We start from the raw sequence: 25,339 nt of genomic DNA, 5'->3' as shown, positions 1-25,339 counted from the left end.
GCGGTCTCCTCGGTCCCGCCCCGTGCCGACACCGCCGGGGATCAGCCGATCAGGGGGCGGAAGGTGCCCAGGGCGACGCTGACCGCGAGCGCCCCACCGGCCAGCGCCGCAGCCCCGAGGACCAGGAGGGCGTCGGCGGTGGTGAACCGTTGCCGCCGGGCGACGGTACGCGGGGTGTCCGCGTCGAAGCCCCGGGCGTCCATCGCCACCGCCAGTCGGGTGCCCCGCCGGATCGCGCCGACCAGCAGGGTGAACGCGGTCGAGGCGAACAGCCGGACCTTGGCCACCGGGTTGCGTCCGGCGTCGACTCCACGGGCCCGGCGGGCCATGCTGATCATCTGCCACTCCTGCGCCAGCAGCGGCACCAGACGGAACGCCGCCAGGGCCCCGATGGCGAACCGGGCGGGGGCCTTCGCGTTCTGGACCAGGGAGTCGGCCAGGTCGGTCGGGTCGGTGGTGGCGAAGACGATCACCCCGGGCAGCGCCACCGCGAACATCCGCAACACCAGGCCGAGGGCGGTGACCAGCACCCCCGAGGTGACCAGCACGGGACCCAGCTCGACAAGGGGTGGCCCGGACCGGTCGGCGGCGAAGAGCACCAGCGTGACGAGGACGCCCACCGCGCCGATCAGCAGCGGCCACGCCCGGCGGGCCAGCACCCGGTACCGGACCCCGAACAGCGGCAGCACCGCCAGCTCGACGGCGATGGCGACGGCGGGGGCGACCGGGTCCAGGGTGACGATCAGCATGATCGAGAAGACGAGCGCCGCCGCGAGCTTCGCCACCGGGTTGCGTCGGGCCAGCGGCGCTCCCGGTGCGGCCACCGGCTCAACCTGGAGCATCGACACCTCCGGTGCCCGCGACGTCGTCGGCACGTCGCAGGGTGACGGTGCGGTCGGCGAGGGCGGCGACGAAGTCCGGGTCGTGGGTGACGGTGACGATCCCGTGTCCGGCGTCGCGCAGCTCGGCGAGGAGGTCCACCAGCTCCAGCCAGGTCCGTCGGTCCTGACCGAAGGTGGGCTCGTCGCAGATCAGCAGGCGGGGGGCGGTGGCCAGCGCTGTCGCCACGCTCAACCGCCGCGCCTCCCCACCGGAGAGGGTGTACGGGTTGGCGTCGGCCAGCCGGGTCAGCCGCAGCCGGTCCAGCAGGGCGTCCACCTGGACCCGGACCTGCTCCGGTGTCCGGCCGGTACGGCGGGGACCCAGGGCCAGCTCGTCTCGGACGGTGCTGGTCACGAACTGGTGCTCCGGGTCCTGGAACACCGACCCGATCCGACCGGCCAGTGCCGGGGCACGCCACCGGTGCGGCGGCGTCCGGGCGTCCCGACCGGCGAGGTCGACGGTGGCTGTCACCCGGCCGGTCCCGGGGCGCAGCAGTCCGCCGAGCAGGAGCGCCAGGGTGGACTTGCCGGCCCCGTTCGGGCCGCGTACGGCGAGCGCCTCACCGGCTCGTACCGTCAGGTCGGTGGCGGCCAGCCGGGGTGGCAGGCCGAGCCCGTCGGCGGTGAGCAACGCGGCACCCGCCGGGGTGCGGGCCCGACGCGGCGGGACCGGACGGCCCGGCACCCAGACCCCCTCGGCGGCGAGGGCGTCGCCGTGTGCGGCGAAGACCGCCTCCGGCGTCCCGTCGGCCCGGACCCCACCCCCCGCTTCGAGGACCACCACCCGGTCGACGAGGCGCAGTGCCTCCGCGACCCGGTGCTCCACCAGCACGAGGGTGGTCTCCTCGTCCAGCGCGGTGTGGACCGCGTCGCGGACCAGTTCCGCCCCGTCCGGGTCGAGGTTCGCCGTCGGTTCGTCGAGGAGCAGGAGTTCGGGGCGCAGGGCGAGCGCCCCGGCCAGGGCCAGGCGTTGCTGTTCGCCGCCGGAGAGCGCCGCCGTGGGCCGGTCCCGGTGGTACGGGAAGCCGACCCGACGCAGCGCCGCGTCGACCCGGGGCCAGATCTGGTCGGCCGGGACCCCCCGGTTCTCCAGCCCGAACGCGACGTCGTCGCCGCTGCGGGCCATCACCAGTTGGGTCTGCGGATCCTGGAAGACGATGCCGACCCGCTCCCGGTCCTTGCGGGGGTCGATCCCGTCGATCTCGACGGTGCCCTCCTGCTCACCGGAGTCGTCGGGCAGCAGCCCGGCCAACGCCGCCAGGAGGGTGGACTTGCCCGCCCCGGAGGGCCCCAGCAGCAGGACCCGCTCACCGCGCTCCACCCGCAGGTCCACCCCGCGTACCGCCCACCGCCTGCGCCCCGCGTGCCGCCACCCGAAGCCGCGTACCTGCACCATGCTCACGCGCCGGCTCCCTCCCGCTCGTCGACATCGGGCTGACCGGTCGACCCGTCGGCGAACGGGGTCGACCGGCCGGCGGCGGGGGTCAGACCAGGGTCCGGTCGCGGCCGGCCGGGAACCGGTCGAGCACACCGGTCCCGGCGAGGGCCCGGGTCAGGTAGTGTCCGCCGACCCCGGCGATCAGGGCGGCGCTGACCACGGTCAGGGCGGCGTACGGCAGACGGTAGCTGACCAGCGCGTACTCGACGTTCCAGGTGAAGAAGTCGAACAGGGCCGCGCTGAGCCCGGTCAGGGCCCCGGCCAGCACCGCCACCGGCAGCCGGAAGGAGCGGTACCGGAACGCGGCGAAGGCCAACTCGGCCCCGAGTCCCTGGATCAGCCCCTGCACGATGGTGATCCCGCCCCACTCCGCACCGAGCAGCGCGGAGACCGTCGCGGCGACCGCCTCGCAGAACAGGGCGGCTCCGGGCTTGCGGATCACCAGCCCACCGAGGACGGCGGGCACCAGCCAGACGCCGTACATGATGGCCTGGCTCGCCGGGGCGGCGGCGAAGGCCGGATCGACGGCCCGCCAGAGCAGGCCCCAGGCCCAGAAGATCACCCCGAAGGAGACGGCGATCACGGCGGCGACCACGATGTCGATGGTCCGCCAGCGGTTGTTGTCGGTGTGGCTCACGTGGATGCTCCCAGTTCCGGAAACGAACCAGGAGAAGACGCACGCCGCGTCCGGGTCACCGGACGGCGACGCGGCGGCTGAAGGTCGACCGAGCTCCCTGCGCTGGAATTACCCAGATCAGGTTCGAGGGTCTGCGGGTGGTGGCCCACACTCTCAGCGCTGTGCGCTCCCCTGTCGGAGTTGAAGTTGTCTCGTGACGCTAACACTGCGGAGTTTGGCCCGGCAAAGTGATCTTTTCGCTGCTCGTGACGGCGTTCACCACGCGGTTGCGGACGTCGTCCACACCCTCGGCGTGGCCGTATCGACGCGACCCGTTGCCGAGAAGTAGGCTCGGCCCGCCGTCGCCGCCGCCCGCGGCGGTCCGGTGGAGACCGGCGGCGTCGACGAGGGCGCGGGTCGTGGGTGGAGGGACTGTTGATGAACGACGGCGACCCGGCCACCGCCGACCGACCGGCCACCACGGCCGAGCGACCGGCCGAGGCCGAGCGACCGGCCGACGGCGAGCGGGCGACCACCACGGCCGAGGGGGCGGATCCGTCGGGGACGCCGCCTGGTGCCTTCCCGGTCGGTGACGGGGGGCGACGCCTCCTCGGTGACCGGATCGGTTCCGTCGAGGTGCTCGCGGCCCTGCTGATCCTCCTGGTCTTCTTCCGGGACCCGATCGCCGGGCTGCTGTCGGACCCCCGGCTCCAGACCTGGACCACCGTCTTCGTCTCGATCATGGTCCAGGCGGCGCCGTTCCTGGTCTTCGGGGTGGTGCTCTCGGCGGTGATCGCGGTCTACGTGCCCCGCTCCTTCTGGGCGCGGGCATTACCCCGACGACCCGGCCTCGCCGTACCGGTGGCGAGTGCTGCCGGATTCGTCCTGCCGGGGTGCGAGTGCGGGTCGGTGCCGGTCGCCGGTTCGCTGATCCGTCGTGGGGTCACCCCGGCCGCCGCCCTGGCCTTCCTGCTGGCCGCCCCGGCGATCAACCCGATCGTGCTGACCGCCACTGCTGTCGCCTTCCCGGGCAACCCGGAGATGGTCGTCGCCCGGGGCCTGGCCAGCCTGGTCGTCGCCGTGATCATGGGGTGGCTCTGGCTGCGGCTCGGGCGGGCCGACTGGATCAAGCTGCCGCACCGGCCCGACCTGGACGGACTCTCCCGGGGCGCGGCCTTCTGGTCGGCGGTCCGACACGACGTCATGCACGCCGGTGGTTTCCTGGTGCTCGGGGCGATGGCGGCGGCCAGCATCAACGTCCTGGTCCCGGAGCGGTGGTTGCAGACCCTCGCCGACGACCCGGTGCTGTCGGTGATGGCCCTGGCCCTGCTCGCCGTCCTGCTCTCCCTCTGTTCGGAGGCGGACGCCTTCGTGGCGGCCTCGCTGTCCCAGTTCTCCCTCACGTCCCGGCTGGTGTTCCTGGTGGTGGGTCCGATGGTCGACCTCAAGCTCGTCGCGATGCAGTCCGGGGTCTTCGGCCGCCGGTTCGCCTACCGCTTCGCCCCGGCGACCTTCGTGGTGGCGGTGACTGTGGCCGTGGCCACCGGGGCGGTGCTGCTGTGAACCGGCAGGCCCAGGCGGTCATCCTGCTCCTGTTCGGCGGGGCGGTGGTCCGGGCCGGGGTCACCGACCTGCATCTGCGCTACGTCAAGGCGGGGCTGCAGCCGTTCCTCGTCGCCGCCGGGCTCGCGCTGGTCGCCGCCGCCGTGATGACCCTCTGGTACGAACTGCGCCCCCTCCTGCCCCGACGGGTGTCCACTCCGGCCCGCAGCGTCACCGAGGTCTCCGCCGACGACCACACCCACCACGAGCCCCGGGTCGGCTGGCTGCTCCTGTTGCCGGTGCTCGGCCTGCTCCTCGTCGCTCCGCCGCCCCTGGGGTCGTACTCGGTCAGCCGGGCGGGCACCACCGTGGCCGCCGACGGACTCTCCGACTACCCGACTCTCCCGCCCGGCGACCCGGTGAGGATCACCGTCCTCGACTACGCCTCCCGGGCGCTGTTCGAGGCGGGGGAGTCCATCGGGGACCGGCGGGTCCAGCTGACCGGGTTCGTCGTCACCGGCCCCGACGGACAGCCGATCCTGGCCCGGATGGTGCTCTCCTGCTGCGCCGCTGACGGGCGTCCGGTGAAGCTGGGGCTGACCGGTCAGGTGCCCGCCGGCCTGCCCGACGACACCTGGGTGGAGGTGGTCGGCAGGTACACCGACCGGATCGGGCGGGACCCGGTCAACGACGCGGAGATCCCGTTCGTCGACGTGGAGACCTGGCGGGAGGTACCGGCCCCGAAGCAGCCGTACGAGTAGGGGGTTGCGGGGTTCCCACCGAATCGGCGCGTGACGATTTCCCAGGTCAACGGGGCGGGGCGCCGGGGGTGGCGACAGTGGCAGATGTGAGTGGGTTTCGCGCCGTGGTGGCCGGGGCACAGGCGTTGTCGCTCGACGGGGGTGGCCCCCGTGGGCGGTACGTCTTCCCGGAGGTAGCGCGTGTCCACGGAAACCGAGAAGCAGCGCTGGCAGCGTAACTTCGCCGACCTGCTCCAGGAGTTGCGCGTCGCACAGACCGGCGTGCAGATTCTCTTCGCCTTCCTGCTCACCCTGCCGTTCAGCGCCGGTTGGGACGGGACCACCGCCTTCCAGCGCGACGTATACATCGTGGCGTTGCTGGCAGCGGCGGCGGCCACCGCGATGATCATCTCGCCGGTGGCTTTCCACAGGGCGCTGTTCCGTCAGGGTCGCAAGCCGGAGCTGGTGCGGTTCGCCCACCGGATGGCCAGCGGTGGCCTCTTCTTCATGCTGATCGCCATGGTCAGCGGGGTCATGCTGGTGACCGACTTCGTCCTGCCCTGGTGGGTGGCCCTGGTGCTCAGCGGCCTCACCGGCGTGTGGTTCCTGACGTTCTGGGTGGCGCTGCCGTTCAGCAGGCGCAACTGGGGCGAGGTCGATCTGGAGGACGACGACGACACTCCGAACCCCTGAGGTCCGACCCCCGTCGCCGCCGAGCCCGGCCCCGGCCCCACCGCCACGGCGTCCGGTCCGCTGCCCCCTGGAGGTCTCCCGGGGGCAGCGCCCCGTCGGTGGACCCGCCCGCGACTCAGCGGCGGGTGCGGACGCCCAACCGGCGCAGCTCCAACTCGGCCAACGCGTTGACAGTGGCGTCGTCACCGCGTCGCCACGCCTGCGCCACGTCGGGGGACACCCTGGTCAACCGCCGTACCGGCTGGTTGGTCAATGCCCGCAGGGCCAACAGGTCCCGCCCCGCCGGAACGGCGGCCAGCGCCGCAGCCGAGGCGGCCCGCCGCATCCAGCGCAGCCGCAGCGGCAGCCAGCCGAACACCACCAGACCGAGCGGGAAGACCAGCACCGCCACCGCCAGGGCCAGGGCCAGCTGGTCGACGAGTTCCTGCTGGTCGCGGCCGGCCTCGGCCATCGCCCGGGCGGCCCCGGCGGCCCGCTCGAAGGGGGCGGTCAGCTCGTCGCCGACAAGCGGCACCCGGCCGACCTTCCCACCGGCGTCGGCCAGGTTGTCGGCCAGCCCACCCCCGGCCCCCTCCAGCTTCTGCCCGGGTACGGCGAGTTTCTCGACCAGGTCGTGCAGCCAGAGCGCGCCCCGGATCGACACGTACACCCAGGCGACGACGAGGAGATCGGTGAGGAGTTGACGGACGGCGACGGGGGAACGGTCGGCGTAGATTTTCACGCCGGTCAGCGTGCCACGCACCCGCCCGCCCGTCGATGTCCCCGTTTCCGGGGCAGACCGGCCGGTCAGCCGGAACAGGTCGGGCAGGTCCCGAAGATCTCCAGGGTGTGGCTGACGTCGGTGTAACCGTGCTGCGCCGCGACCCGCCCGGCCCAGGTCTCCACTGTCGGCCCGGCCACCTCCACGGTCCGGCCGCAGGAGCGGCAGACCAGGTGGTGGTGGTGTCCCTCGCTGCACCGCCGGTAGAGGTGGTCGCCGCCGGGCATCCGCATCACGTCGATCTCGCCCGAGTCGGCCAGCCCCTGCAACGTGCGGTAGACGGTGGTCAGCCCCACCCGCTCACCCCGCTCCCGCAGCATGGCGTGCAGGTCCTGGGCGCTGTGGAACCCGTCGACCTCGCTCAACAGGGCGCTGACCGCGCTCCGCTGTCTGGTGTTGCGGACGGTTCCGGTGCCTGCCTCGGTCATGATCCCTCCCCGGCGTGGCTGACCGCATCCGCCACGATGTGCGCGACGTGCTCGTCGACAAGCGCGTACGCGATCTCCCGACCCCGTCGCGAGCCGCGTACGACCCCGGCTCCGCGCAGCACCCGCAGGTGCTGGGAGACCAATGGTTGGGTCGTCCCGAGCTTCTCCACCAGCTCGTGAACGCAGCGTTCCCCCTCGGCCAGCTCGCTGACGATGGCCAACCGGATGGGCGCTGAGAGGGCGCGCAGCAGTTCGCTGGCGCCCTCGTACGCGTCGTACCCGGTCGTGCTGGTCACCGTGCAACGGTAACCGTTAGCACCAGCCGCCGGGCAACCGCCTCAACGCAGCACGACCTCGGAGGGTTCGGCGACCGGAGTCGGGTCCGGGGTGTTTCGGCGGCGTACGACCCGCCACAGGCCACCGAGCACCGCGACGACCAGGAAGGAGGCGATGGCCAGCAGGACCACCGAGGCACCGGGGGCGGTGTCGGCGTTCGCAGCCACCCAGACCCCGCCACCGGCGGCGAACAGCCCGAGCGTCATCGCCGCACCCATGGTGCTGAGGAAACCTCGGGTGACCTGCTGCGCCGTCGCCACCGGCACCACCATCAACGCACTGATCAGCAGCACCCCCACTGCCCGCATGGCGATCGTCACGGTCACCGCTGTGGCCACCGCGAGGAGCAGGTTGAGGGTCCGCACCGGCAGGCCGGAGACCCGGGCGTACTCCTCGTCGTGACAGACCGCGAAGAGGGCCGGGCGCAGCGCCAGCATCACCACGGTGATCGTCGCGCCGAGCACCGCGATGGTGGTCAGGTCAGTGGGGGAGATCGTGGTCAACGCCCCGAAGAGGTACGTGTTGAGGTTGGCGCTGGTGCTGTCGGAGAGCCCGACCAGCATCACCCCGCCGGCGATACCGCCGTAGAACAGCAGCGCCAGGGCCAGATCCCCGGAGGTGCGACCCCGAGCCCGGACCAGTTCGATGGTGACAGCCCCGAGCGTGGCCGCGATCACCGCCGCCAGCACCGGGGACTGGTTGAACAGCAGCCCGGCACCGACCCCGGTCAGCGCCACGTGCCCGACCCCGTCGCCGATCAGGGCCAGCCGCCGCTGCACCAGGTAGATCCCGAGGGCGGGGGCGGCCAGGCCGATCACCAGCGCGCCGATCAGGGCCCGCTGCATGTACGGGTACTGGAAGAGTTCGATGCTCATCTGCTCCACAGCCCCACGGGCTCGTCGGGACCGTGCGGGTGCACGTGGTCGTGGCCGGGCTCGGCGTGGTGGCCAGCGGGCTCGGGCACCGCGCCGTCGTGGGCGATGCCGCCCTGGTGCACCACCACCGCCCTGTTGATCACGGGCCGGAGGGGACCGAGTTCGTGGGCCACCAGCAGGACGGTTCCGCCGCCGTCGACGAAGCCGCGCAGCGCCCCGGCGAAGGCCTCCTGGCTGGCCGCGTCCACCCCGGCGGTCGGTTCGTCGAGGACCAGCAGGTCCGGTCGGCCGGCCAGGGCCCGGGCGATCAGGGTGCGCTGTTGTTGCCCACCGGAGAGGGTGGCCACCGGGTCACCGGCCCGGTCGGCGAGGCCCACCGCGTCCAGGGCGTCGGCCACGGCGGCCCGGTCGGCGGCCCCGGGCGGGCGCAGGACGCCCCGACGGGCCAGCCGCCCCGAGGCGACCACCTCCCGGACGGTGGCCGGTACGCCGCTGCCCGCCCCGAGCCGCTGCGGCACGTAGCCGAGCCGGTGCCACTGCCGGAACCGGCGCAGCGGGGTGCCGAACAGCTCCACGGTGCCGGCGGCGAGCGGCACCAGGCCGAGCACCGCCCGGATCAGTGTGGACTTGCCCGACCCGTTGGCCCCGAGCACGGCGACCACCTCGCCGGCGGTCACGGCGACCGAGACGTCACGCAGCACGGGGCGGCCGTCGTAGCCGACCACCCCGTGCGTGACGGTGATGACAGGTTCGTTCACGAACATCCCAACGCGGTACGGAGCGCCGCAAGGTTGGCGCGCATCACCGAAAAGTAGTCGCCATCGTTGTCGGCCGACAGTCCTTCCAGCGGATCGAGTACCGCGGTCTTCGCCCCGACCTCCGTGGCGATGGTCTCGGCGACCTTGGGGCTGACCAGCGTCTCGAAGAAGATGGTGGTGGCCTTGTGCTCCCGGGCGGACTCGGCGACCTCGGCCAGGCGGCGCGGGGACGGCTCGTTCTCCGGGGTCAGCCCGGTGATCCCGATCTGCTCCAGCTTGTACCGCTCGGTGAGGTACCCGAAGGCGGTGTGGCTGACCACGATCTCCCGGCGCTGGCAGGTCTTCAGGCCCTCGGTGAACTCGCCGTCGAGCTGCTCCAGCTCGGTCCGGAGCTGCTTGGCGCGGGCGGTGAAGTCGGCGGCCTGCTCCGGGGCGACCTGGCCGAGCCGCTCGGCGAGCTTGTCGCCGATGGTGGCCAGCCGGGTCGGGTCCAGCCAGACGTGCGGGTCCTTCGCCCCGTCGGAGTCGGCCGGCTGCTCGGCCTCCGGCTTCTTCTCCTCCTCGGGCTTCTTCTCGTCCTCGTGGTCATGGTCGTGGTCGTGGTCGTGGTCGTGACCGTCCTCGTCCTCGTGGTCGTGGCCGTCCTCGCCCTCGTGGCTGTGGCTGTGGCCACCGGGGGCGGCGTCGCGCAGCGGCTGCACGGTGGCGACGTCGAAGGCCCGGTCCTTGCTGTTCTGCTCGATCGCCTCGTCGACGGCGGGCTGGAACCCGTCGAGGTACACGATCAGGTCGGCCCGGCTGATCTCGCCCACCTGGCTCGGGTTCAACTCCAGGTCGTGTGCGTGGGCGCCCGGCTTGGCGAGGTTGGTCACCGTGACCGCCTCGCCACCGATCCGCTCGCTGACGAACTGCAACGGGTAGAACGCGGCCACCACGTCCACCCGGTCGGGGTCGCCGCCTGCGGTGTCGTCGGTGCCGCAGGCCGTCACGCCGGTCACGGTCAGTAGTGCGGCGGTCGCGGCGGCCAGGGTGCGAGAGGTGAAAGGCCTGTTCATGAGCCCTACTCTCCGCCTAGTGAAATTGATTGTCAAAGCCGCATGATTGCATGACACGACCGCCGGTGCCGTGTCTGACCAGGGCGACCCGCCGACACCGTGGGGTGCCCAGGTGCGTCCGACGCCGACCGGGCGACCCCGGGGTCAGAGCAGCTTGGTCAGGGCGAGCACGATCAACAGGGTGACCGCGACCAGGCGGATCACCCGGTTCGTGGCTGTCTGCACCGACCAGGTGAGCACCGACAGGGCGACCAGGGCGGCGGCGAGCAGCAGCGCCAGCGTCGCCCCCGGCAGGCCGGGGGCGAAGAGCGCCACCAGGATCAACACCAGGGTGGCCAGGAAGACCCCGGTCGGGTTCACCCGGGCCAGGCGGGCCGGCAGAGGGAGGGACGTACGCTGCATCCACCGATGCTACGAGGATCGACGAGGATCCCACAGACTCCACGAGGAGGAGACCGGTGCTGGTCACCAACCGGTTCGTGGTGGACGTCGACACCGACGCCACCGACACGTTCACCGAACGGGCGCACGCCGCCCTCACCGCCCTCGCCGCCCGCCCCGGCTACCTCCGTGGACAACTGCTCCGGGCACTCGACGACCCGAGCCACTGGAGCATGGTCACCGAGTGGGAGTCGGTCGGGACGTACCGGCGGGCGCTGGGGGACTTCGACGTCAAGATCCACTCGATTCCGTTGCTCGCCGAGTCGATCGACGAGCCGTCCGCGTACGAGGTGCTTGCCGGTGCCGCACCCGGGGGAGCCGTGGTGGTGACCGCCAGCGATCGGGCCGCAGAGCCGTACCGCTGAACCCCTGGCACTACCCTGCACCTATGACCGATCCCGGACCGGCCAGCCCTCAGCAGTATCCTGTGCCGCCAGGCGACGGGCCGGCCGACGGGGCGTACCCGGCACCCCCACCGCCCGCAACGCCGACACCCCCACCGCCCGCAACGCCGACACCTCCACCGCCCGAGTCGTCGGCACCCCCACCGCCCGAAGCTCCGGCGACGGTCCCGCCCCCGCCTCCCGGCCCGGGAGTGCACCCCCCGTTCGCCGCGCCCCCCACCGAGGGGCGCAACCGTCGACTCTGGCTCGGCCTCGGCGTGGGCGCCCTGATCGTGCTGCTCTGCTGCGGCGGGGGTGGTGCGGCGATCATCGGCCTGGGGGTGACGAACGCCCGGGCCGTCGACGAGCAGGGGCGGGCGGTCACCGACGACTACTACCAGGCGTTGGTCGAGAAGCGGTACGGCGAGGCGTACGACATGCTCTGCCCCGCCGAACGCCGCCGCGAGTCGAAGCCGGAGTTCGAGCAGCGGGTGGGTGCCGAACCGCAGGTCTCCTCCTTCCGGGTACGCGACGTCGACGAGGTCACCCTCACCGTCGCCGTCGACGTCACCTACGACGACGGCGACCGGGACACCAGACGGGTGGCCCTGGAACTGAACGACCAGACCGCCGGCATGGAGGTCTGCGGGGTGGAGTGAACGGGCCCCGGTAATGTGCGGGCGTCGGGACCGAATGTGGTCGTACCGTGGTCCCGAACTGCCCGTACCGTCCACCGTCGTCCCCGCCGACCGCCAGTCGGCGTAGGAGGAGACACATGCCAGCCGACCGTATCGACGCCGTCGTCAGCCTCGCCAAGCGCCGGGGCTTCGTCTTCCCCTCCAGTGAGATCTACGGAGGCACCCGATCGGCGTGGGACTACGGTCCGCTCGGCGTGGAGCTGAAGGAGAACGTCCGCCGCCAGTGGTGGCGGACCATGGTCCAGCAGCGCGACGACGTCGTCGGGCTGGACTCGGCAGTCATCCTGGCCCGTCGGGTCTGGGAGGCCAGCGGCCACATCGCCGAGTTCGTCGACCCGCTCACCGAGTGCCAGTCGTGCCACAAGCGGTTCCGGGCCGACCACCTCGAAGAGGCGTACGAGGACAAGCACGGCAAGCCGCTGACCTCGTTGACCGACCTGAACTGCCCCAACTGCGGCAACAAGGGCACCTTCACCGAGCCGAAGATGTTCAACGGCCTGATGAAGACCTACCTCGGCCCGGTGGAGAGCGACGAGGGGCTGCACTACCTGCGCCCCGAGACCGCGCAGGGCATCTTCGTCAACTACAAGAACGTGGAGACGGTCGCCCGGAAGAAGCCGCCGTTCGGCATCGCCCAGACCGGCAAATCGTTCCGCAACGAGATCACCCCGGGCAACTTCATCTTCCGGACCCGCGAGTTCGAGCAGATGGAGATGGAGTTCTTCGTCGAACCGGGCACCGACGAGACCTGGCACGAGTACTGGCTGCAGGAGCGCTGGAACTGGTACCTCGACCTGGGGCTGACCGAGGAGAACCTGCGCTTCCACGAGCACCCCAAGGAGAAGCTCTCCCACTACTCCAAGCGGACCGTCGACATCGAGTACCGGTTCCGGTTCGGTGGCAGCGAGTTCGCCGAACTGGAGGGGATCGCCAACCGGACCGACTTCGACCTCTCCACCCACAGCAAGCACTCCGGGGTCGACCTGTCGTACTTCGACCAGACCAAGAGCGAGCGCTGGATCCCGTATGTCATCGAGCCCGCCGCCGGTCTGACCCGGGCGGTGCTGGCCTTCCTGCTTGAGGCGTACGACGAGGACGAGGCACCGAACACCAAGGGCGGTGTGGACAAGCGCACCGTCATGCGGTTCGACCCCCGGCTGGCCCCGGTCAAGGTGGCGGTCCTGCCGCTGTCGCGTAACGAGGCGCTCTCCCCGAAGGCCAAGGGGCTCGCCGCCGACCTGCGCAAGCGCTGGGTGGTGGAGTTCGACGACTCGCAGGCCATCGGCCGCCGGTACCGCCGTCAGGACGAGATCGGCACCCCGTTCTGCGTCACCGTCGACTTCGACACCCTCGACGACAACGCGGTGACCATCCGCAACCGGGACACCATGACCCAGGAGCGGATCTCCCTCGACCAGGTCGAGCGCTACCTCATCGAGCGCCTCCCCGGCTGCTGACCAAGGTGTAAGGAAGGGCCCCTTCTTAACGCATACGGTAAAGAAGGGGCCCCTTCTCACACTCCAGGCGATGGTGCAGGGGTGCGCGGCAGGGGCGGGTCGGGCAGCGGTTCGGCGCGTACCCGGACCGTGGCGCCGACACCCCGGCGGGACTCGTACGTCTCCTCGACCGTCCGGCGGACCCGACCCGGCTCACGCCTGATCTGCGCCGGGGTGAAGTGCAGGATCATCAACCCGTGCCGGCTCATCTCGTTGTGCCGCCGAAGCGTCCGGGCCCAGTCGTCGGGGCTGAAGTGGTACTCCTGCGAGTCCACCTCCAGGGCGATCGCCGCGTCCGCCAGATAACCGTCCGGGGTGGGAAGCGAATCGCCCGTCCAGGTCGACAGCCTGGGGTTCCACAGGATGTCCGGCAGGATCCCGCTGGCGGCCAGGCACTCCCGCAACTCCGCCTCCGGTGCCGACCGGGTCCCCGCGAGGACCTCGGTGAACGCCTTGCGGACCAGCGCCGTACGGCTGCGTCGGGCTCGACGGATCTCCTCGTCCAGGCCGGTCAGGTCGGCGTACCCGCGTTGCACCGCCTCGGCCACGATGGCCCGGACCGGCCGGATCTCCCGCAGGCCGCGGGCGGCGTCGACCACGGCCCGGGCCGGCGAGCAGACCGGGTAGAGGCCCGGGTGCCGCGCCCGCTCGTCGGGCGTCAGCGTCCGGGAGACCTGTGCGTACGCCGCCGAGCGCCGTCGCACGTGGTGCGGCACGACCAGGTGTACGGCCTCGGTGCGCGGGCCGTACCGGAAGCCGTACCACCGCAGTGCCGCCAGGCCGGTGAGCTGCGCCTGCCCTCCGGCGTAGAGGGCGGCCGAGATTCGTCGCTGTTCCTCGGTCAGTACGCCGCTGAACAGGGCGTACGTGGCCGGGAGGACTCGTTGCCAGCGGCCTCGACGGGCCTGGCGGTACAGGTACATGTCGGTGCAACCGATGTTCAGGAGTTGCGCCCGGGTGACGACCTGTTGCTGGGCCTGGGCCGTCGGTTCGAGTTCGGCTGGATAGTCGGACATGCGGCGCAGCATGGTCTCCCGAGGGCTGTCGTGTCCGGCCCGACCGCCGCGCCTGTGGATGACGGGCCCCCCTGTGGACGAGCACCCCTCATCGACGGTTGTGTGCTATGCGCCGGTGGTGAGAGGGGCAACCCGCTATGCCGTAGGCGTTAACAAGGGGCCCTTCCTTACAATCGGGGGGTGAGTGAGAGGGTGGGCGGGGAGCGGGGGTTGGCCCTTGGGGAGCACCGGGTGTGGCCGCCGGTGGTGCTCGCGCCGATGGCTGGGATCACCAACGTCGGTTTTCGTCAGCTCTGTCGGGAACAGGGCGGCGGGATCTACGTCTGCGAGATGATCACGACGGTCGCCCTGGTCGAGCGGAACCCGAAGACCCTCCGGATGATCGCCTTCGGTGAGGGCGAACGGCCGCGCAGCCTCCAGCTCTACGGCACCGACCCGGAGACCACCGCCGCCGCAGTGCGGATCGTTGTCGACAAGGGGCTCGCCGACCACATCGACCTGAACTTCGGCTGCCCGGTCCCGAAGGTCACCCGGCGCGGCGGCGGGGCGGCCCTGCCGTGGCGTCGCCGACTCTTCGCCCGGCTGGTCACCGGCGCTGTGGAGGCCGCGTCACCCGCCGGGGTGCCGGTCACCGTCAAGATGCGCAAGGGCATCGACGACGACCACCTGACGTACGTCGAGGCGGGGCTGGCCGCCCAGGACGCCGGGGTCGCCTGGGTGGCGTTGCACGGGCGTACGGCCGCGCAGCGGTACTCGGGAACCGCCGACTGGGACGCCATCGCCACCCTGAAAGAGGCGCTCGACGTGCCGGTGCTCGGCAACGGCGACATCTGGGAGGCCGACGACGCCCTGCGGATGGTGGCGCACACCGGGGTGGACGGGGTGGTGGTGGGCCGGGGTTGCCTCGGTCGGCCGTGGCTCTTCGCCGACCTGGAGGCCGCCTTCGCCGGACGCCCGGAACGGCGGTTGCCCACCCTGGGCGAGGTGGCCCTGACCATGCGCCGGCACGCGGAGCTGCTTGTCGACCAGTTCACAGTCGGGTCCCGCAATCCGGCCCGGGGTGAGCGCGACGGCTGCACCGACTTCCGTAAGCACGTGGCCTGGTACCTGAAGGGTTTCCCGGTCGGCAGCGAACTGCGCCGGTCCCTGGCGATGATCGAGAGCCTGACCGAGCTGGACGACCTGCTCGGCAAGCTCGATCCGGCGGAGCCGTTCCCGGTGCAGACGTTGGGCCAGCCCCGGGGCCGGACCAACTCGCCCGGCAAGGTCTTCCTGCCCGACGGTTGGCTGGCCAGCCGGGACGACGACGCCGCCCCGGTCGGCGCCGAACTCGCCGACTCCGGCGGCTGACCCCGCGACCCCCGCTCAGGACGACGACGGCCCCTCCGCGACGAAGACTCCGCGTCCAGGTGCGCCGACTACGACCTTACGGTCACGTAGCAGAGCGATGGCTCGGGCGGCGGTCGAGAAGGACACGTCGTACCTGTCGGCCAGTTGCGTGTACGAGGGCAGCTTGGCCCCGGGTTCGTACTCGCCTGCTGTGATCTTCGCCGTGATGTCTGCGGCGATGTCCGTGTAGCTGAGCGGGATCGGGGACATGCGTGATCCTTTCGGGCTGGCACCTGTCCCCGATCTTCTCACCTCCTGCCCATAGTTGACCTATCGCACCTAGTGAGATAGGTTGCCCTTGAGTCGATCGGGTTGGCACCAGAACGGCTCATCCGGGCTCCAATGCCCGAGCTGTGCCGGGGGTGACAGCACCCCCGGCACCCGATCATCCAGACCCGGCCCGGGGTGGGTGCTGGGCTCCGGTCGGTGCGGCGCGCGCGGTCGTACCGGTCGTCCCCGCCTGCCCCGGTGCCGCCGTGCTCAGGAACAGGAGGGCCGTGACCGAGCCGACCGGTGACCGTCTGTACCCGTGCAACGTCCGCGCCGTCGCCTTCGACGTTCGACGTCGTGGGCTGGACCCGCAACGGGTCGGCGCGTACCTCGACCGGATCGCCGACGAACTCGACAGACTCAACCGCGACCGGATCACCGCCGAGTCCGAGGCCGAACGGATCCGCCGGGCGGTACGCCGCTGGCAGCTTCGACAGGTTCGCCGAGTCGACGCGCTCGTGGTCGGCCCGCCCCGGCGACCGGCCCCGAGGCAGGGTGCGGCGGCGACGGGGACCCGCTGGGTGGTCCACCTGCCGACCACCTCGACCAGCCGGGAGGCGGCAGCGGCCCTCGTCGGTGTCCTGCGCGGATCGTGGGGGCACCTGCCCACGATCGACTTCGGGGAGGCCACCCTCAGTCCCGAGGACCATCAGTCGGCGCGTACCCGGGTCTGGTGTGACGCCCGGGTCGCGGGCTCCCGCCGGTGCCCCCGCATCGCCGACCACCCCGGTCCCTGCGACCCTGGCCCCTGACCGCGACCGGCGACACCCCGCCGATGCGACGGAGTGTCCGACACGTCGTCGAAGGTGGCACTCTCGATCCGGCGATGTCGGAAAGGACAGTGCAACCGGGAGGCGGGATGTTCGCGGTGGACCTGGGCGACGGCGCGCAGTTGCGTCCGTTGGAGCCGTGGCGGGCCGGGGAGTTCCTCGCCCACATCGACCGGGGTCGGGAGTTCATCGGGCGGTACGTGGGCCTGCCGGACCTGGTCACCGACCTGGAGTCGAGCCGGACGTACCTGCTGTCCTACGCGGAGCGGGCGGCGGCCGACACCGGCCGGATCCACGGGATCTGGTCCGGGGGTCAGCTGGTCGGCGGGGTCCTGTTGCGGACCATGGACGTGCGCAACGGCTCCGCCGAGGCGGGTTGCTGGCTGGAGCCGTCGGCGGCGGGCCGGGGCCTTGTCACCAGGGCCTGCCGGGTCCTGATCGACTGGGCGATCGGTGAGCGGGGTGTGCACCGGATCGAGTGGCGGGTCTCCTCGGCGAACGCGCCGAGCATCGCGGTGGCCCGGCGTCTGGGCATGACCCGGGAGGGGGTCCTGCGCGACAGTTATCTGTACCGGGGACAGCGTCAGGACATCGAGGTCTGGTCGGTGTTGGCCCCGGAGTGGGTCACCTCCCCCTGAGCGTCCGGCTGAGCTTCCGTCCGGGGTGTCGGGACCGTGGCGGTGGTGGACCCGGGCAGCTCGGTGCCGCGGTGGTAGGTGATGCCCGCCCGGTCCCACCGGGGCAGGTGGGTGGCCAGCCGATGGCGGAATCCGGACCAGTCGTGGGTGGCCCGGGGCGACCAGGCGAGTTCGGCGATCGCGGGTAGGCGGGGGAAGAGCATGAACTCGATCTCGGTACGGGTGGTCACCGACTCGGTCCACAGGGGGGCCTCGACGCCCAGCACCGCCGACTCCGGCACGCCGGTCAGGTGTGTCCCCGGATCCCAGTCGTACGCCCGGTGCAGGTCGATCAGACCGGCCCAGTCGTGGCCGATCGGGGTGTCCGGGGCGTACTTCATGTCCAGGTAGGCGCGGTCGGCGGGGGAGAGGACCAGGCGGGCTCCCCGGCGTACCGCATCGGCGGTGGTCGGGTCGTTCCCGTCGGTGCCCCACCACTGGACGATCCGCCCGTCGACGTGGTCGGTCGGGGCGATCTGGTGCCAGCCGACCACCGTCTTGCCCAGGTCGGCGACGATCCGCTGGACCCGCTCGACGAAGTGGGCGTACGCGTCGGCGGGCACCTTGAACGCCTCGTCCCCGCCGATGTGCAGGTACGGCCCGGGTGACGCCGCCGCCACCTCCCGCAGGACGTCGGTGACGAAGGCGTACGTCTGCTCGCTCGTGGGGTCGACGTAGCTGAACCCGACCTCGGTGCCGGTGTACGGCGGCGGCCCGACCCGGTCCGGGGCGAGCTGCGGGTACGCGGTCAGCGCCGCGTTCGTGTGCCCGGGCAGGTCGATCTCCGGCACGACTGTGACGTGTCGCCGTGCGGCGTGGTCGAGGATCAGCCGGTAGTCGTCGCTGGTGTAGTACCCGCCGGGGCCACCGCCGACGGCTCCCGCCCCGCCGACAGTGGCAAGGCGCGGCCAGGTGTCGACGGCGATCCGCCACCCCTGGTCGTCGGTGAGGTGCAGGTGCAGATGGTTGATCTTGTATCGGGCCAGGTGGTCGACGACCCGCAGCACGTCGGGTACGCCGAAGAAGTGCCGGGCCACGTCGAGCATCGCCCCCCGGTAGGCGAACCGGGGCCGGTCCACGATCGTCCCGCCGGGCAGCACCCACGCGGCGGCGACCGGGGTGGGGCTCTCGATCGCGGCGGGGAGGAGTTGGCGCAGCGTCTGCACCCCGTGGAACAGGCCGGTGGCGGTGCCGGCGGTGAGCCGTACGCCGTCGGTGGAGACCCGGAGGCGGTACCCCTGCGGGCCGAGTTCGTCTCCGGCGTCGGCGTCCAGGGTCAGGGCGATCTCCCCGTGCGACGCGGCGGTGGCCGTCTCGGTCACCGGCAGCGGGTATCCGGTCGCCGGGCGGAGCAGGTCGGCGAGGTGGTCGGCGACGTCCCGGGCTCCCGCGCCGCAGCCGACCCGTACGACGGCGTCCTCCGGGAGGAGGAAGTCCTGCTCCGGGGCGGGTTCCACCCGCTCAGGCGCCGGCACCACCTCGGTCAGCCGTGCCTCGGCCCGGGTGCCGGGGGCGGGGTGGGCCGGGCCCTCGCTCGTCTCGACCGCCGGTCTCGGGGTCGGGACGGCGGGGTCCGGCCGGGCGTCGGGGCACGGGGCGGGGGCGCCGGGGGTGGGGGGCACTGGCAACTCCGAGGGGTATTCGCGTGGGAAATGGCAAAAACGAATTTTGACGGTGGGTGCCGTCAAGGATACGAGGAGCAGCGAATATGCGTGAACGTGCGCGTGGGATCGTTCCCAGGGACCGGGGTGAAAGCGGATGGTCGTGACGGCTGTGCACATGGTCACCAATTGGTCCCGCAGCAGGTCGGAGTCGCTTAACCTTCGCCCACCCGTCGATGGCGAACCCCCTCGAACTCCAGGTGGGCCGCGTTTCGGGCGAAAACTGAACCTTCGTTAAGTGTCGGGTCGACGTGCGTGGGAGGGCTCCGGTGACAGCAGAGCGGACGACGGAACAATCGGGACACAAGTACGTCTACGGCTTCGACGAGGGCAACAAGGAACTCAAGGACCTCCTCGGCGGCAAGGGCGCCAACCTGGCCGAGATGACCAACCTGGGGCTCCCGGTGCCGCCCGGGTTCACCATCACCACCGAGGCGTGTCAGGCGTACCTGGTCGACGGGCGGGAGCCCGACGGGCTGGCCGAGCAGATCGCCGCCCACCTCGCCGCCCTCGAACGGGCGATGGGCCGACGGCTCGGTGACCCGCACGACCCGCTCCTGGTATCGGTCCGCTCCGGGGCGAAGTTCTCCATGCCGGGGATGATGGAGACCGTCCTCAACGTCGGTCTCAACGACCGGAGCGTGGTCGGGCTGGCCGCCCAGGCCGGGGGCGCCGCAAGCGCCGACGGCGGCGAACGGTTCGCCTGGGACTCGTACCGGCGGCTGATCCAGATGTTCGGCAAGACCGTCTGCGAGGTGCCGGGGGAGGAGTTCGAGCACGCCCTCGACGAGGTCAAACGCGCCAAGGGCTGCACCAACGACCTCGACCTCGACGCCGCCGACCTGCGCCGGTTGGTCGACGCGTACAAGAAGATCTTCGCCGACCGTACCGGCCGGGACTTCCCGCAGGACCCCCGCGAGCAACTCGACCTGGCCGTCCGGGCGGTCTTCGAGTCGTGGAACGCCGAACGGGCGGTGCTCTACCGCCGTCAGGAGCGGATCCCCGCCGACCTCGGCACCGCCGTCAACGTGGTCGCCATGGTCTTCGGCAACCTCGGCCCCGACTCCGGCACCGGAGTCGCCTTCACCCGCGACCCGGCAACCGGCGACCAGGGGATCTACGGCGACTACCTGGCCAACGCCCAGGGCGAGGACGTCGTCGCCGGGATCCGCAACACCGTCGCCCTTCAGGAGCTGGAGCGGATCGACAAGTCCTCCTACGACGAACTGCTCGACATCATGGCCCGGCTGGAACGGCACTACCGGGACCTGTGCGACATCGAGTTCACCATCGAACGCGGCAAGCTCTGGATGCTCCAGACCCGGGTCGGCAAGCGGACCGCCGCCGCCGCGTTCGTCATCGCCGGCCAGCTTGTCGACGAGGGGCTGATCAGCCTGGACGAGGCCCTGCACCGGGTCACCGGCGCCCAACTGGCGCAGCTGATGTTCCCCAGGTTCCAGCTCGACCACGGCATCGAACCGGTCGCCACCGGAGTCGGCGCGAGCCCCGGTGCGGCCTGCGGGAAGGTCGTCTTCACCTCGGCCCGCGCCGTGGAGCTGGCCGGTGAGGGCGAGGCGGTGATCCTGGTCCGCCGGGAGACCAACCCCGACGACCTGAACGGGATGATCGCGTCCCGGGGGATCCTCACCTCCCGGGGCGGCAAGACCAGCCACGCCGCAGTGGTGGCCCGGGGGATGGGCAAGACCTGCGTCTCCGGGGCCGACGGGATCGAGGTCGACGTCCCGCAGCGCCGGTTGACAGTCGCCGGGAGGACGGTCACCGAGGGGGACGTGGTCTCCATCGACGGCACGACCGGCAGGGTCTATCTGGGAGAGGTGCCTGTCACCCCCTCCGAGGTGGTCCGCTACTTCGAGGGCGACCTCGATGCCTCGGCCAGCGACGAGCCGCTGGTCCGGGCCGTACACCGGATCATGGGACACGCCGACGGCAGGCGGAGGCTGGCGGTCCGCACGAACGCGGACACCGGGGCGGACGCCGCCCGGGCGCGCCGGTTCGGGGCCGAGGGCATCGGGCTGTGCCGGACCGAGCACATGTTCCTCGGGGACCGGCGGGAGCTGGTGGAGCGGCTCATCCTGGCCCGGACCGACACCGACCGGGTCGAGGCCCTCGCCGCCCTCCTGCCGTTGCAGCGCGCCGACTTCGAGGAGATCTTCCGGGAGATGGACGGGCTACCGGTGACCGTCCGACTGATCGACCCGCCGTTGCACGAGTTCCTGCCCCCGCTGGAACAGCTCGCCGTGGACGTGGCCGTCGCCCAGGAGCGCGGCGAGGACGTGGCCCGGGAGGAGGCCCTGCTCGCGGCGGTGCGGCGGATGCACGAGGAGAACCCGATGCTCGGCCTGCGCGGGGTCCGGCTCGGCCTGGTCATCCCCGGCCTGTTCGCGATGCAGGTCCGGGCGATCACCGAGGCCGCCGTGAGTGTCACCAGGGCCGGTTCGACGGCCCGGCCGGAGATCATGGTCCCGCTGGTCGGCGCGGTCCAGGAGCTGGAGACGGTACGCGCCGAGGCCGAGAAGATCATCGCGGAGGTGGTGGGTGACAGCGGGGTCGAGGTGCTGGTCGGCACGATGATCGAGGTACCCCGGGCGGCGCTCACCGCCGGACAGATCGCCGAGGCGGCCCAGTTCTTCTCCTTCGGCACCAACGACCTGACCCAGATGGGCTGGGGGTTCTCCCGGGACGACGTGGAGGGCGCGTTCTTCTGGCGCTACCTGGAGCTGGGCATCTTCGGCATCTCGCCGTTCGAGTCGATCGACCGGGACGGGGTCGGCCGACTGATCCGGATCGCCGCCGAGGAGGGCCGGGCCGCCCGGCCGGGCCTGAAGCTCGGGGTCTGCGGCGAGCACGGCGGCGACCCCGACTCGGTGCACTTCTTCCACGACGTCGGCCTCGACTACGTCTCCTGCTCGCCGTTCCGGGTCCCGGTGGCCCGGCTGGAGGCGGGACGGGCAGTGCTCGACGACCCCGGCTCGGACAGCCGCTGACCGACGACCCCGGCGGCGGTGACCGGTCGGCCTCGACCGGTCGGCGACGCCGGGGTCAGACGGGAGGACGCCGCCACGCCGGGGGGCGGGTCCGGCGCAGCTGGGTCGGCAGGGTGGCCATCGGAGTCCGCATGGCCAGCGGACCGTAGCCCTGGGTGAGCTGGACGGCGGCCACGCCGGTGCGGTGGGCGTCGAAGGCCGAACCGGCCCGGTCGGCCACCTCCCGGGCCTCGCCGCGTAGCCGGGTGAGGTCGTCGGTGGGGCCGGTGACCAGCGTGAACAGCGCGTGGAGCCCGGCGGGGCAGACCACCACCCACCCCTTCGAGGTGGCCAGGACGAAGTCCTGGAACTCGCTGCGGTCGACGGTGTCGGCCATCCGTTGACCGAGCCCGAAGCTGGCTGCGGAGATCGCCGCGAGGTGGGTGGCGTCGGTGGCGGGCAGATCGCTGGCGATGAGGAGACCGTCGGTGCCGGCCAGCACCCCGCCGTTGATCTCCGGCCGACGGCGGCGCAACGCCTGCAACTCCGTCACCAACACCGCGTCTGCTTTCACGATCGGCTCTCCTCGAGGTCGTGGTTCAGGCGTACCGGTCCACTGGTCACGTTCCGCTTCCGAAACGCTACCGGTGGCTGTGTGTCAAGCGCGATCCCCGGGTGCGTGTCGATCGGTCGACAAAGGCTGCCTGATCGGAGGTTGTCAGTATCACCCGGCGCGATTCCCACCGCGACGTTCGGTCTGCGAACGCGTAACCTGGCTGGGCGCGAACGGGCGTTTTGGCCCGCTTGAGGGGGCTGGCCAGATGCGGCATCCGGTGGGACTGCGCCGGATCGCGCGTCCACCCCACCGCCTGTCGCGTGCCCACCCGTACCACCCTCACGTGCCCCCGCCGCTCCGTCCGGTGCCCTCCTGCGCGCGCCGACCCGTCTCGGCACCGCTCCCCAGCACTGTCGCACGAGTGCCCTTCTGCCGCCGGACGCCCCCGGGCCGCGCCGTCTCACCCCGGGCGTCCCCGTGCCGCGCCGTCTCGCGCCGGGCGTCCCCGTCCTGCCCTTTCCGACGCCTGACGGCTGTCCGTTCCCGGTGTCTGATGGCCCGGTCGCGGGCACCGCCCGTCCGCCGGGCCCGCTGCTCCCACTCGGTCCCTCGCACCCCGGCACAGCCGGGTTGACCAGGGATGACATCGGTACGAAACCTCGAGAAACTCGCTCGTCACCAACCGTTGACCGACGAAAGAGTCGAGTGTTAACTGTTAACAGTTACCAGGAGGGCTTTAAACGTGTTGGACGTCAGGCCGATCAGGGTTGAATCCCTCGGCGAGAGGCTGGCCACCGAACTGCGCCGCCGGATCATCGTGGGCGACGTGACCTCGGGGACCCGACTCGTCGAGGAGGAGCTGGCTGATTCCTTCCGGGTCAGCCGGGGACCTGTCCGCGACGCCATCCGGATCCTGCGGTCGGAGGGCCTGGTCACGGGCTCCGGCCGCAACGTCGTCACCCGCTCGTTGAGCGATGCCGACATCGAGGAGCTGATGGCGCTGCGGGAGGCATTCGAGCTGCTGGCTGTGGAACGAGCCATCGCCGTACGGCGGGAGGCCCTCGCCGTCGCGTTGCAGGCCGCCCTGGTCGACATGGACGCGGCCCTGGCCGATCGTGACTCGTCCGCCTTCACCACCGCCGACATCCGGTTCCACAGTGCGTTCTTCGAGTCCGCCGGGCTGACCCGGCTCAGCGTCCTGTGGAACCAGTTCCGACCCACCATCGAGGGCCTGCTGCACGCCTCCGGCAAGCGGCTGGCCGACCTCGCGCCCTCGGCGCGGGAGCACCACGACCTCGCCGGGCTGATCGTGGCCGGCAAGGTTCCCGAGGTCAAGGCCGAGCTCCATCGCCACCTGCAGACCACCTGCTCACGGCTGCGTTCCTCGATTCCCCCCGCCCCCGTCCAGAGAGAGAACGATCAATGAGATCACGTGTGTTGCGTTTCGCCGCTCTCGCCGTCGCCGGCACCCTCGTGCTGTCCGGCTGCGCCGACCGGGGCGGCAGCGAGGCGTCCTCCGACAACTACCCGGGCAAGGACCTCACCCTCGTCGTGCACGCCGGTGCCGGCGGCGGCTCCGACCTGACCGCCCGGACCCTGGCCAAGGAGCTGGAGGCGGACCTCGGTCGGTCGATCGTGGTGGAGAACCGGACCGGTGGTGGAGGACGGGTCGGCCTGACCTACCTCAAGAACCGTCCGGCCGACGGCTACTCCATCGGGTTCATCCCGGTCGAGGTGGCCATGCTCGGTCACCAGGGCGCCGACATCAAGCCCGAGCAGTACACGATCCTCGGGCAGGTCATGAACGCCCCGGCGACCCTGTCGGTGCCGGCCAACAGCCCGTACCAGACCCTCGACCAGCTGATCGCCGCGGCGAAGGAGGACCCGGACACGATCACCGTGTCGAACTCCGGGGCCGGCGCGATCTGGGAGGCCGCCACCCTCGCCCTCGGCGAGGCGGCCGGTGCCACCTTCAAGCCGGTGCCCTACGACGGCGGTGCCCCCGCCGTGGCCGCCGGCGTCTCCGGCGAGGTCCAGGCCGTGATGGCCGGGGTCAGCGAGTCCGCCTCGGCGGCGAACAACAACCAGCTGCGCATCCTGGCCGTGCTGGCCCCCGAGCGGGTCGCCTCGCTCCCCGAGGCCCCCACCGCCAAGGAGCAGGGCATCGACGTGGTCATCGGTGGATGGGGCCTGATGGGCGCCCCCGCCGGACTGCCCGACGACGTCAAGCAGCGCCTTGCCGACGCCGTCCAGAAGGCCGCTTCCTCGGAGACCTTCAAGGACGTCATGACCAAGGCCGGCAACACCCCGCTGGCCACCTCGCCGGACGAGGCCACCGAGTTCACCCAGGCCGAGTTCGACCGCTTCGGTGAGATCTACGGCTGATGGCTGCCATCCACCCGACGACCAAGGGTGACCACGGTGCCGCCTCGCGATGGCGCGAGGCGGCACTGGGGGCGGTCTTCCTGGTGCTGGGCGCCGTACTGCTCGGGTTGGCACGCTCGATCGAGCTGCCGACCCGGGCGATGGCGGTGAGCCCCCGTATCTGGCCCGAGGCCCTGGCCTTCGGGATCATGGGCCTCTCGGTCCTCCAGATCGTCTCGGCCTTCGTCAAGACGCCGAAGGTCGACGACGAGGAGGACGGCCCCGTCGTCCGCTCGGGGATCGTACGGGTGGCCGGTTTCGTCGTGGCCAGTGTGGCCTTCGGCCTGCTCTGGTACTACCTGCACTTCCTGGTCTCCGGGCTGGTGTACGTCGCCGCCCTCACCTGGATCGCGGGTGGCCGGGGCATCAAGGACCTGGTCTTCTTCCCCGCCGGGGTGACGCTCCTCATCTATGTCCTGTTCGGCCTGCTGCTGAGGGTTCCGCTGTGAACG

General features: G+C 71.6%; 27 protein-coding genes, 1 pseudogene and 1 riboswitch. Of the genes and pseudogenes, 13 read left to right on the top strand and 15 right to left on the bottom strand.

Going from position 1 to position 25,339, the window contains the following annotated elements; translation table 11 throughout:
- Positions 1 to 41 precede the first annotated feature (41 nt).
- The 3 genes from ABT336_RS04150 to ABT336_RS04140 form a co-directional block, all read right to left on the bottom strand.
- Positions 42 to 842 carry an energy-coupling factor transporter transmembrane component T family protein gene (locus ABT336_RS04150; RefSeq protein WP_350895018.1) on the bottom strand — a complete coding sequence of 267 codons (801 nt, stop codon included), beginning with the start codon at positions 840 to 842 and terminating at the stop codon, positions 42 to 44.
- The gene (locus ABT336_RS04145) at positions 829 to 2,283 is read right to left on the bottom strand and encodes an ABC transporter ATP-binding protein (protein ID WP_350895017.1); all 1,455 of its coding nucleotides are present in this window, start codon (positions 2,281 to 2,283) and stop codon (positions 829 to 831) included. Before ABT336_RS04145 ends, ABT336_RS04150 begins: the two co-directional genes overlap by 14 nt.
- Positions 2,284 to 2,365: 82 nt before the next feature.
- On the bottom strand, positions 2,366 to 2,956 hold the full coding sequence (locus ABT336_RS04140) for an ECF transporter S component (protein ID WP_350895016.1): 591 nt from the start codon (positions 2,954 to 2,956) through the stop codon (positions 2,366 to 2,368).
- Positions 2,957 to 3,032: 76 nt separating this feature from the next.
- A riboswitch (TPP riboswitch) is annotated at positions 3,033 to 3,139 on the bottom strand.
- Positions 3,140 to 3,373: 234 nt separating this feature from the next.
- Here ABT336_RS04140 and ABT336_RS04135 point away from each other — a divergent pair.
- The 3 genes from ABT336_RS04135 to ABT336_RS04125 all read left to right on the top strand — a co-directional run bounded on the left by ABT336_RS04135 (position 3,374) and on the right by ABT336_RS04125 (position 5,910).
- Positions 3,374 to 4,498, top strand: a complete 1,125-nt coding sequence (locus ABT336_RS04135) for a permease (protein WP_350895015.1) — start codon at positions 3,374 to 3,376, stop codon at positions 4,496 to 4,498.
- The gene (locus ABT336_RS04130) at positions 4,495 to 5,238 is read left to right on the top strand and encodes a TIGR03943 family putative permease subunit (RefSeq protein WP_350895014.1); all 744 of its coding nucleotides are present in this window, start codon (positions 4,495 to 4,497) and stop codon (positions 5,236 to 5,238) included. Before ABT336_RS04135 ends, ABT336_RS04130 begins: the two co-directional genes overlap by 4 nt.
- A 180-nt stretch (positions 5,239 to 5,418) precedes the next feature.
- The gene (locus ABT336_RS04125) at positions 5,419 to 5,910 is read left to right on the top strand and encodes a DUF6328 family protein (RefSeq protein ID WP_350895013.1); all 492 of its coding nucleotides are present in this window, start codon (positions 5,419 to 5,421) and stop codon (positions 5,908 to 5,910) included.
- Positions 5,911 to 6,025: 115 nt separating this feature from the next.
- Here ABT336_RS04125 and ABT336_RS04120 read toward each other — a convergent pair whose 3' ends face one another.
- The 7 genes from ABT336_RS04120 to ABT336_RS04090 form a co-directional block, all read right to left on the bottom strand.
- On the bottom strand, positions 6,026 to 6,631 hold the full coding sequence (locus ABT336_RS04120; RefSeq protein ID WP_350895012.1) for a hypothetical protein: 606 nt from the start codon (positions 6,629 to 6,631) through the stop codon (positions 6,026 to 6,028).
- A 65-nt stretch (positions 6,632 to 6,696) separates the two neighbouring features.
- Positions 6,697 to 7,098: a Fur family transcriptional regulator gene (locus ABT336_RS04115; RefSeq protein WP_350895011.1), complete on the bottom strand. Its 402-nt coding sequence runs from the start codon at positions 7,096 to 7,098 to the stop codon at positions 6,697 to 6,699.
- Positions 7,095 to 7,394, bottom strand: a complete 300-nt coding sequence (locus tag ABT336_RS04110; protein ID WP_350895010.1) for an ArsR/SmtB family transcription factor — start codon at positions 7,392 to 7,394, stop codon at positions 7,095 to 7,097. The genes ABT336_RS04115 and ABT336_RS04110 overlap by 4 nt, the downstream gene beginning before the upstream one ends.
- Before the next feature lie 42 nt (positions 7,395 to 7,436).
- Positions 7,437 to 8,303 carry a metal ABC transporter permease gene (locus tag ABT336_RS04105; RefSeq protein WP_350895047.1) on the bottom strand — a complete coding sequence of 289 codons (867 nt, stop codon included), beginning with the start codon at positions 8,301 to 8,303 and terminating at the stop codon, positions 7,437 to 7,439.
- Between the two features lie 2 nt (positions 8,304 to 8,305).
- Positions 8,306 to 9,067 carry a metal ABC transporter ATP-binding protein gene (locus ABT336_RS04100; RefSeq protein WP_350895046.1) on the bottom strand — a complete coding sequence of 254 codons (762 nt, stop codon included), beginning with the start codon at positions 9,065 to 9,067 and terminating at the stop codon, positions 8,306 to 8,308.
- A complete protein-coding gene (locus tag ABT336_RS04095; protein ID WP_350895009.1) occupies positions 9,064 to 10,122 on the bottom strand; it encodes a metal ABC transporter substrate-binding protein in 1,059 nt (352 codons plus the stop codon). The genes ABT336_RS04100 and ABT336_RS04095 overlap by 4 nt, the downstream gene beginning before the upstream one ends.
- A 144-nt stretch (positions 10,123 to 10,266) precedes the next feature.
- Positions 10,267 to 10,524 carry a hypothetical protein gene (locus tag ABT336_RS04090; protein WP_350895008.1) on the bottom strand — a complete coding sequence of 86 codons (258 nt, stop codon included), beginning with the start codon at positions 10,522 to 10,524 and terminating at the stop codon, positions 10,267 to 10,269.
- Between the two features lie 56 nt (positions 10,525 to 10,580).
- Here ABT336_RS04090 and ABT336_RS04085 point away from each other — a divergent pair, with 56 nt between their 5' ends.
- Entirely contained in the window at positions 10,581 to 10,928 is a 348-nt protein-coding gene (locus ABT336_RS04085) for an antibiotic biosynthesis monooxygenase family protein (protein ID WP_350895007.1), read from the top strand.
- A gap of 21 nt (positions 10,929 to 10,949) precedes the next feature.
- Here ABT336_RS04085 and ABT336_RS04080 read toward each other — a convergent pair whose 3' ends face one another.
- Positions 10,950 to 11,105, bottom strand: a complete 156-nt coding sequence (locus ABT336_RS04080; RefSeq protein WP_350895006.1) for a hypothetical protein — start codon at positions 11,103 to 11,105, stop codon at positions 10,950 to 10,952.
- A gap of 53 nt (positions 11,106 to 11,158) precedes the next feature.
- Here ABT336_RS04080 and ABT336_RS04075 point away from each other — a divergent pair, with 53 nt between their 5' ends.
- Together ABT336_RS04075 and ABT336_RS04070 are read left to right on the top strand one after the other, a co-directional pair.
- Positions 11,159 to 11,605, top strand: coding sequence for an Rv0361 family membrane protein (locus ABT336_RS04075; protein ID WP_350895005.1), 447 nt, complete (start codon positions 11,159 to 11,161; stop codon positions 11,603 to 11,605).
- A gap of 116 nt (positions 11,606 to 11,721) precedes the next feature.
- The gene (locus ABT336_RS04070; protein WP_350895004.1) at positions 11,722 to 13,101 is read left to right on the top strand and encodes a glycine--tRNA ligase; all 1,380 of its coding nucleotides are present in this window, start codon (positions 11,722 to 11,724) and stop codon (positions 13,099 to 13,101) included.
- 56 nt (positions 13,102 to 13,157) lie between these two features.
- On the opposite strand, the gene ABT336_RS04065 is transcribed toward ABT336_RS04070, so the two are convergent.
- Complete coding sequence (locus tag ABT336_RS04065; RefSeq protein ID WP_350895003.1) at positions 13,158 to 14,156, bottom strand: hypothetical protein; 999 nt, start codon at positions 14,154 to 14,156, stop codon at positions 13,158 to 13,160.
- A 180-nt stretch (positions 14,157 to 14,336) separates the two neighbouring features.
- On the opposite strand from ABT336_RS04065, the gene dusB reads away from it, so the two are divergent.
- Positions 14,337 to 15,506, top strand: a complete 1,170-nt coding sequence (gene dusB, locus ABT336_RS04060) for a tRNA dihydrouridine synthase DusB (protein ID WP_350895002.1) — start codon at positions 14,337 to 14,339, stop codon at positions 15,504 to 15,506.
- Between the two features lie 15 nt (positions 15,507 to 15,521).
- Here dusB and ABT336_RS04055 read toward each other — a convergent pair whose 3' ends face one another.
- Positions 15,522 to 15,755, bottom strand: coding sequence for a winged helix-turn-helix domain-containing protein (locus ABT336_RS04055; RefSeq protein WP_350895001.1), 234 nt, complete (start codon positions 15,753 to 15,755; stop codon positions 15,522 to 15,524).
- 287 nt (positions 15,756 to 16,042) lie between these two features.
- Between ABT336_RS04055 and ABT336_RS27480 the strand changes: the two are divergent.
- Positions 16,043 to 16,249 (top strand): annotated as a pseudogene (locus ABT336_RS27480) (DivIVA domain-containing protein); the annotation flags it as partial.
- Positions 16,250 to 16,674: 425 nt separating this feature from the next.
- Positions 16,675 to 17,223: a GNAT family N-acetyltransferase gene (locus ABT336_RS04045; RefSeq protein ID WP_350894999.1), complete on the top strand. Its 549-nt coding sequence runs from the start codon at positions 16,675 to 16,677 to the stop codon at positions 17,221 to 17,223.
- On the opposite strand, the gene ABT336_RS04040 is transcribed toward ABT336_RS04045, so the two are convergent.
- On the bottom strand, positions 17,169 to 18,884 hold the full coding sequence (locus ABT336_RS04040) for a beta-N-acetylhexosaminidase (protein WP_350895045.1): 1,716 nt from the start codon (positions 18,882 to 18,884) through the stop codon (positions 17,169 to 17,171). The two genes, ABT336_RS04045 and ABT336_RS04040, sit on opposite strands and share 55 nt — an antisense overlap.
- A 308-nt stretch (positions 18,885 to 19,192) precedes the next feature.
- On the opposite strand from ABT336_RS04040, the gene ppdK reads away from it, so the two are divergent.
- A complete protein-coding gene (ppdK, locus tag ABT336_RS04035; RefSeq protein WP_350894998.1) occupies positions 19,193 to 21,928 on the top strand; it encodes a pyruvate, phosphate dikinase in 2,736 nt (911 codons plus the stop codon).
- Positions 21,929 to 21,983: 55 nt separating this feature from the next.
- On the opposite strand, the gene ABT336_RS04030 is transcribed toward ppdK, so the two are convergent.
- Positions 21,984 to 22,481, bottom strand: coding sequence for a roadblock/LC7 domain-containing protein (locus ABT336_RS04030; RefSeq protein WP_350894997.1), 498 nt, complete (start codon positions 22,479 to 22,481; stop codon positions 21,984 to 21,986).
- A gap of 724 nt (positions 22,482 to 23,205) precedes the next feature.
- Between ABT336_RS04030 and ABT336_RS04025 the strand changes: the two genes are divergently transcribed.
- The 3 genes from ABT336_RS04025 to ABT336_RS04015 are packed head-to-tail and all read left to right on the top strand — an operon-like array spanning position 23,206 to position 25,336.
- The gene (locus ABT336_RS04025; protein WP_350894996.1) at positions 23,206 to 23,889 is read left to right on the top strand and encodes a GntR family transcriptional regulator; all 684 of its coding nucleotides are present in this window, start codon (positions 23,206 to 23,208) and stop codon (positions 23,887 to 23,889) included.
- The gene (locus ABT336_RS04020; protein ID WP_350894995.1) at positions 23,886 to 24,848 is read left to right on the top strand and encodes a tripartite tricarboxylate transporter substrate binding protein; all 963 of its coding nucleotides are present in this window, start codon (positions 23,886 to 23,888) and stop codon (positions 24,846 to 24,848) included. The genes ABT336_RS04025 and ABT336_RS04020 overlap by 4 nt, the downstream gene beginning before the upstream one ends.
- Entirely contained in the window at positions 24,848 to 25,336 is a 489-nt protein-coding gene (locus ABT336_RS04015; RefSeq protein WP_350894994.1) for a tripartite tricarboxylate transporter TctB family protein, read from the top strand. Before ABT336_RS04020 ends, ABT336_RS04015 begins: the two co-directional genes overlap by 1 nt.
- Positions 25,337 to 25,339 lie beyond the last annotated feature (3 nt).

The sequence above is a fragment of the Micromonospora sp. NPDC000207 genome, from assembly GCF_040300925.1.
GTDB lineage: Bacteria > Actinomycetota > Actinomycetes > Mycobacteriales > Micromonosporaceae > Micromonospora.
Note: the sequence above shows the minus strand (reverse complement) of the source record. Positions and strands in the feature narration are given on the sequence as shown.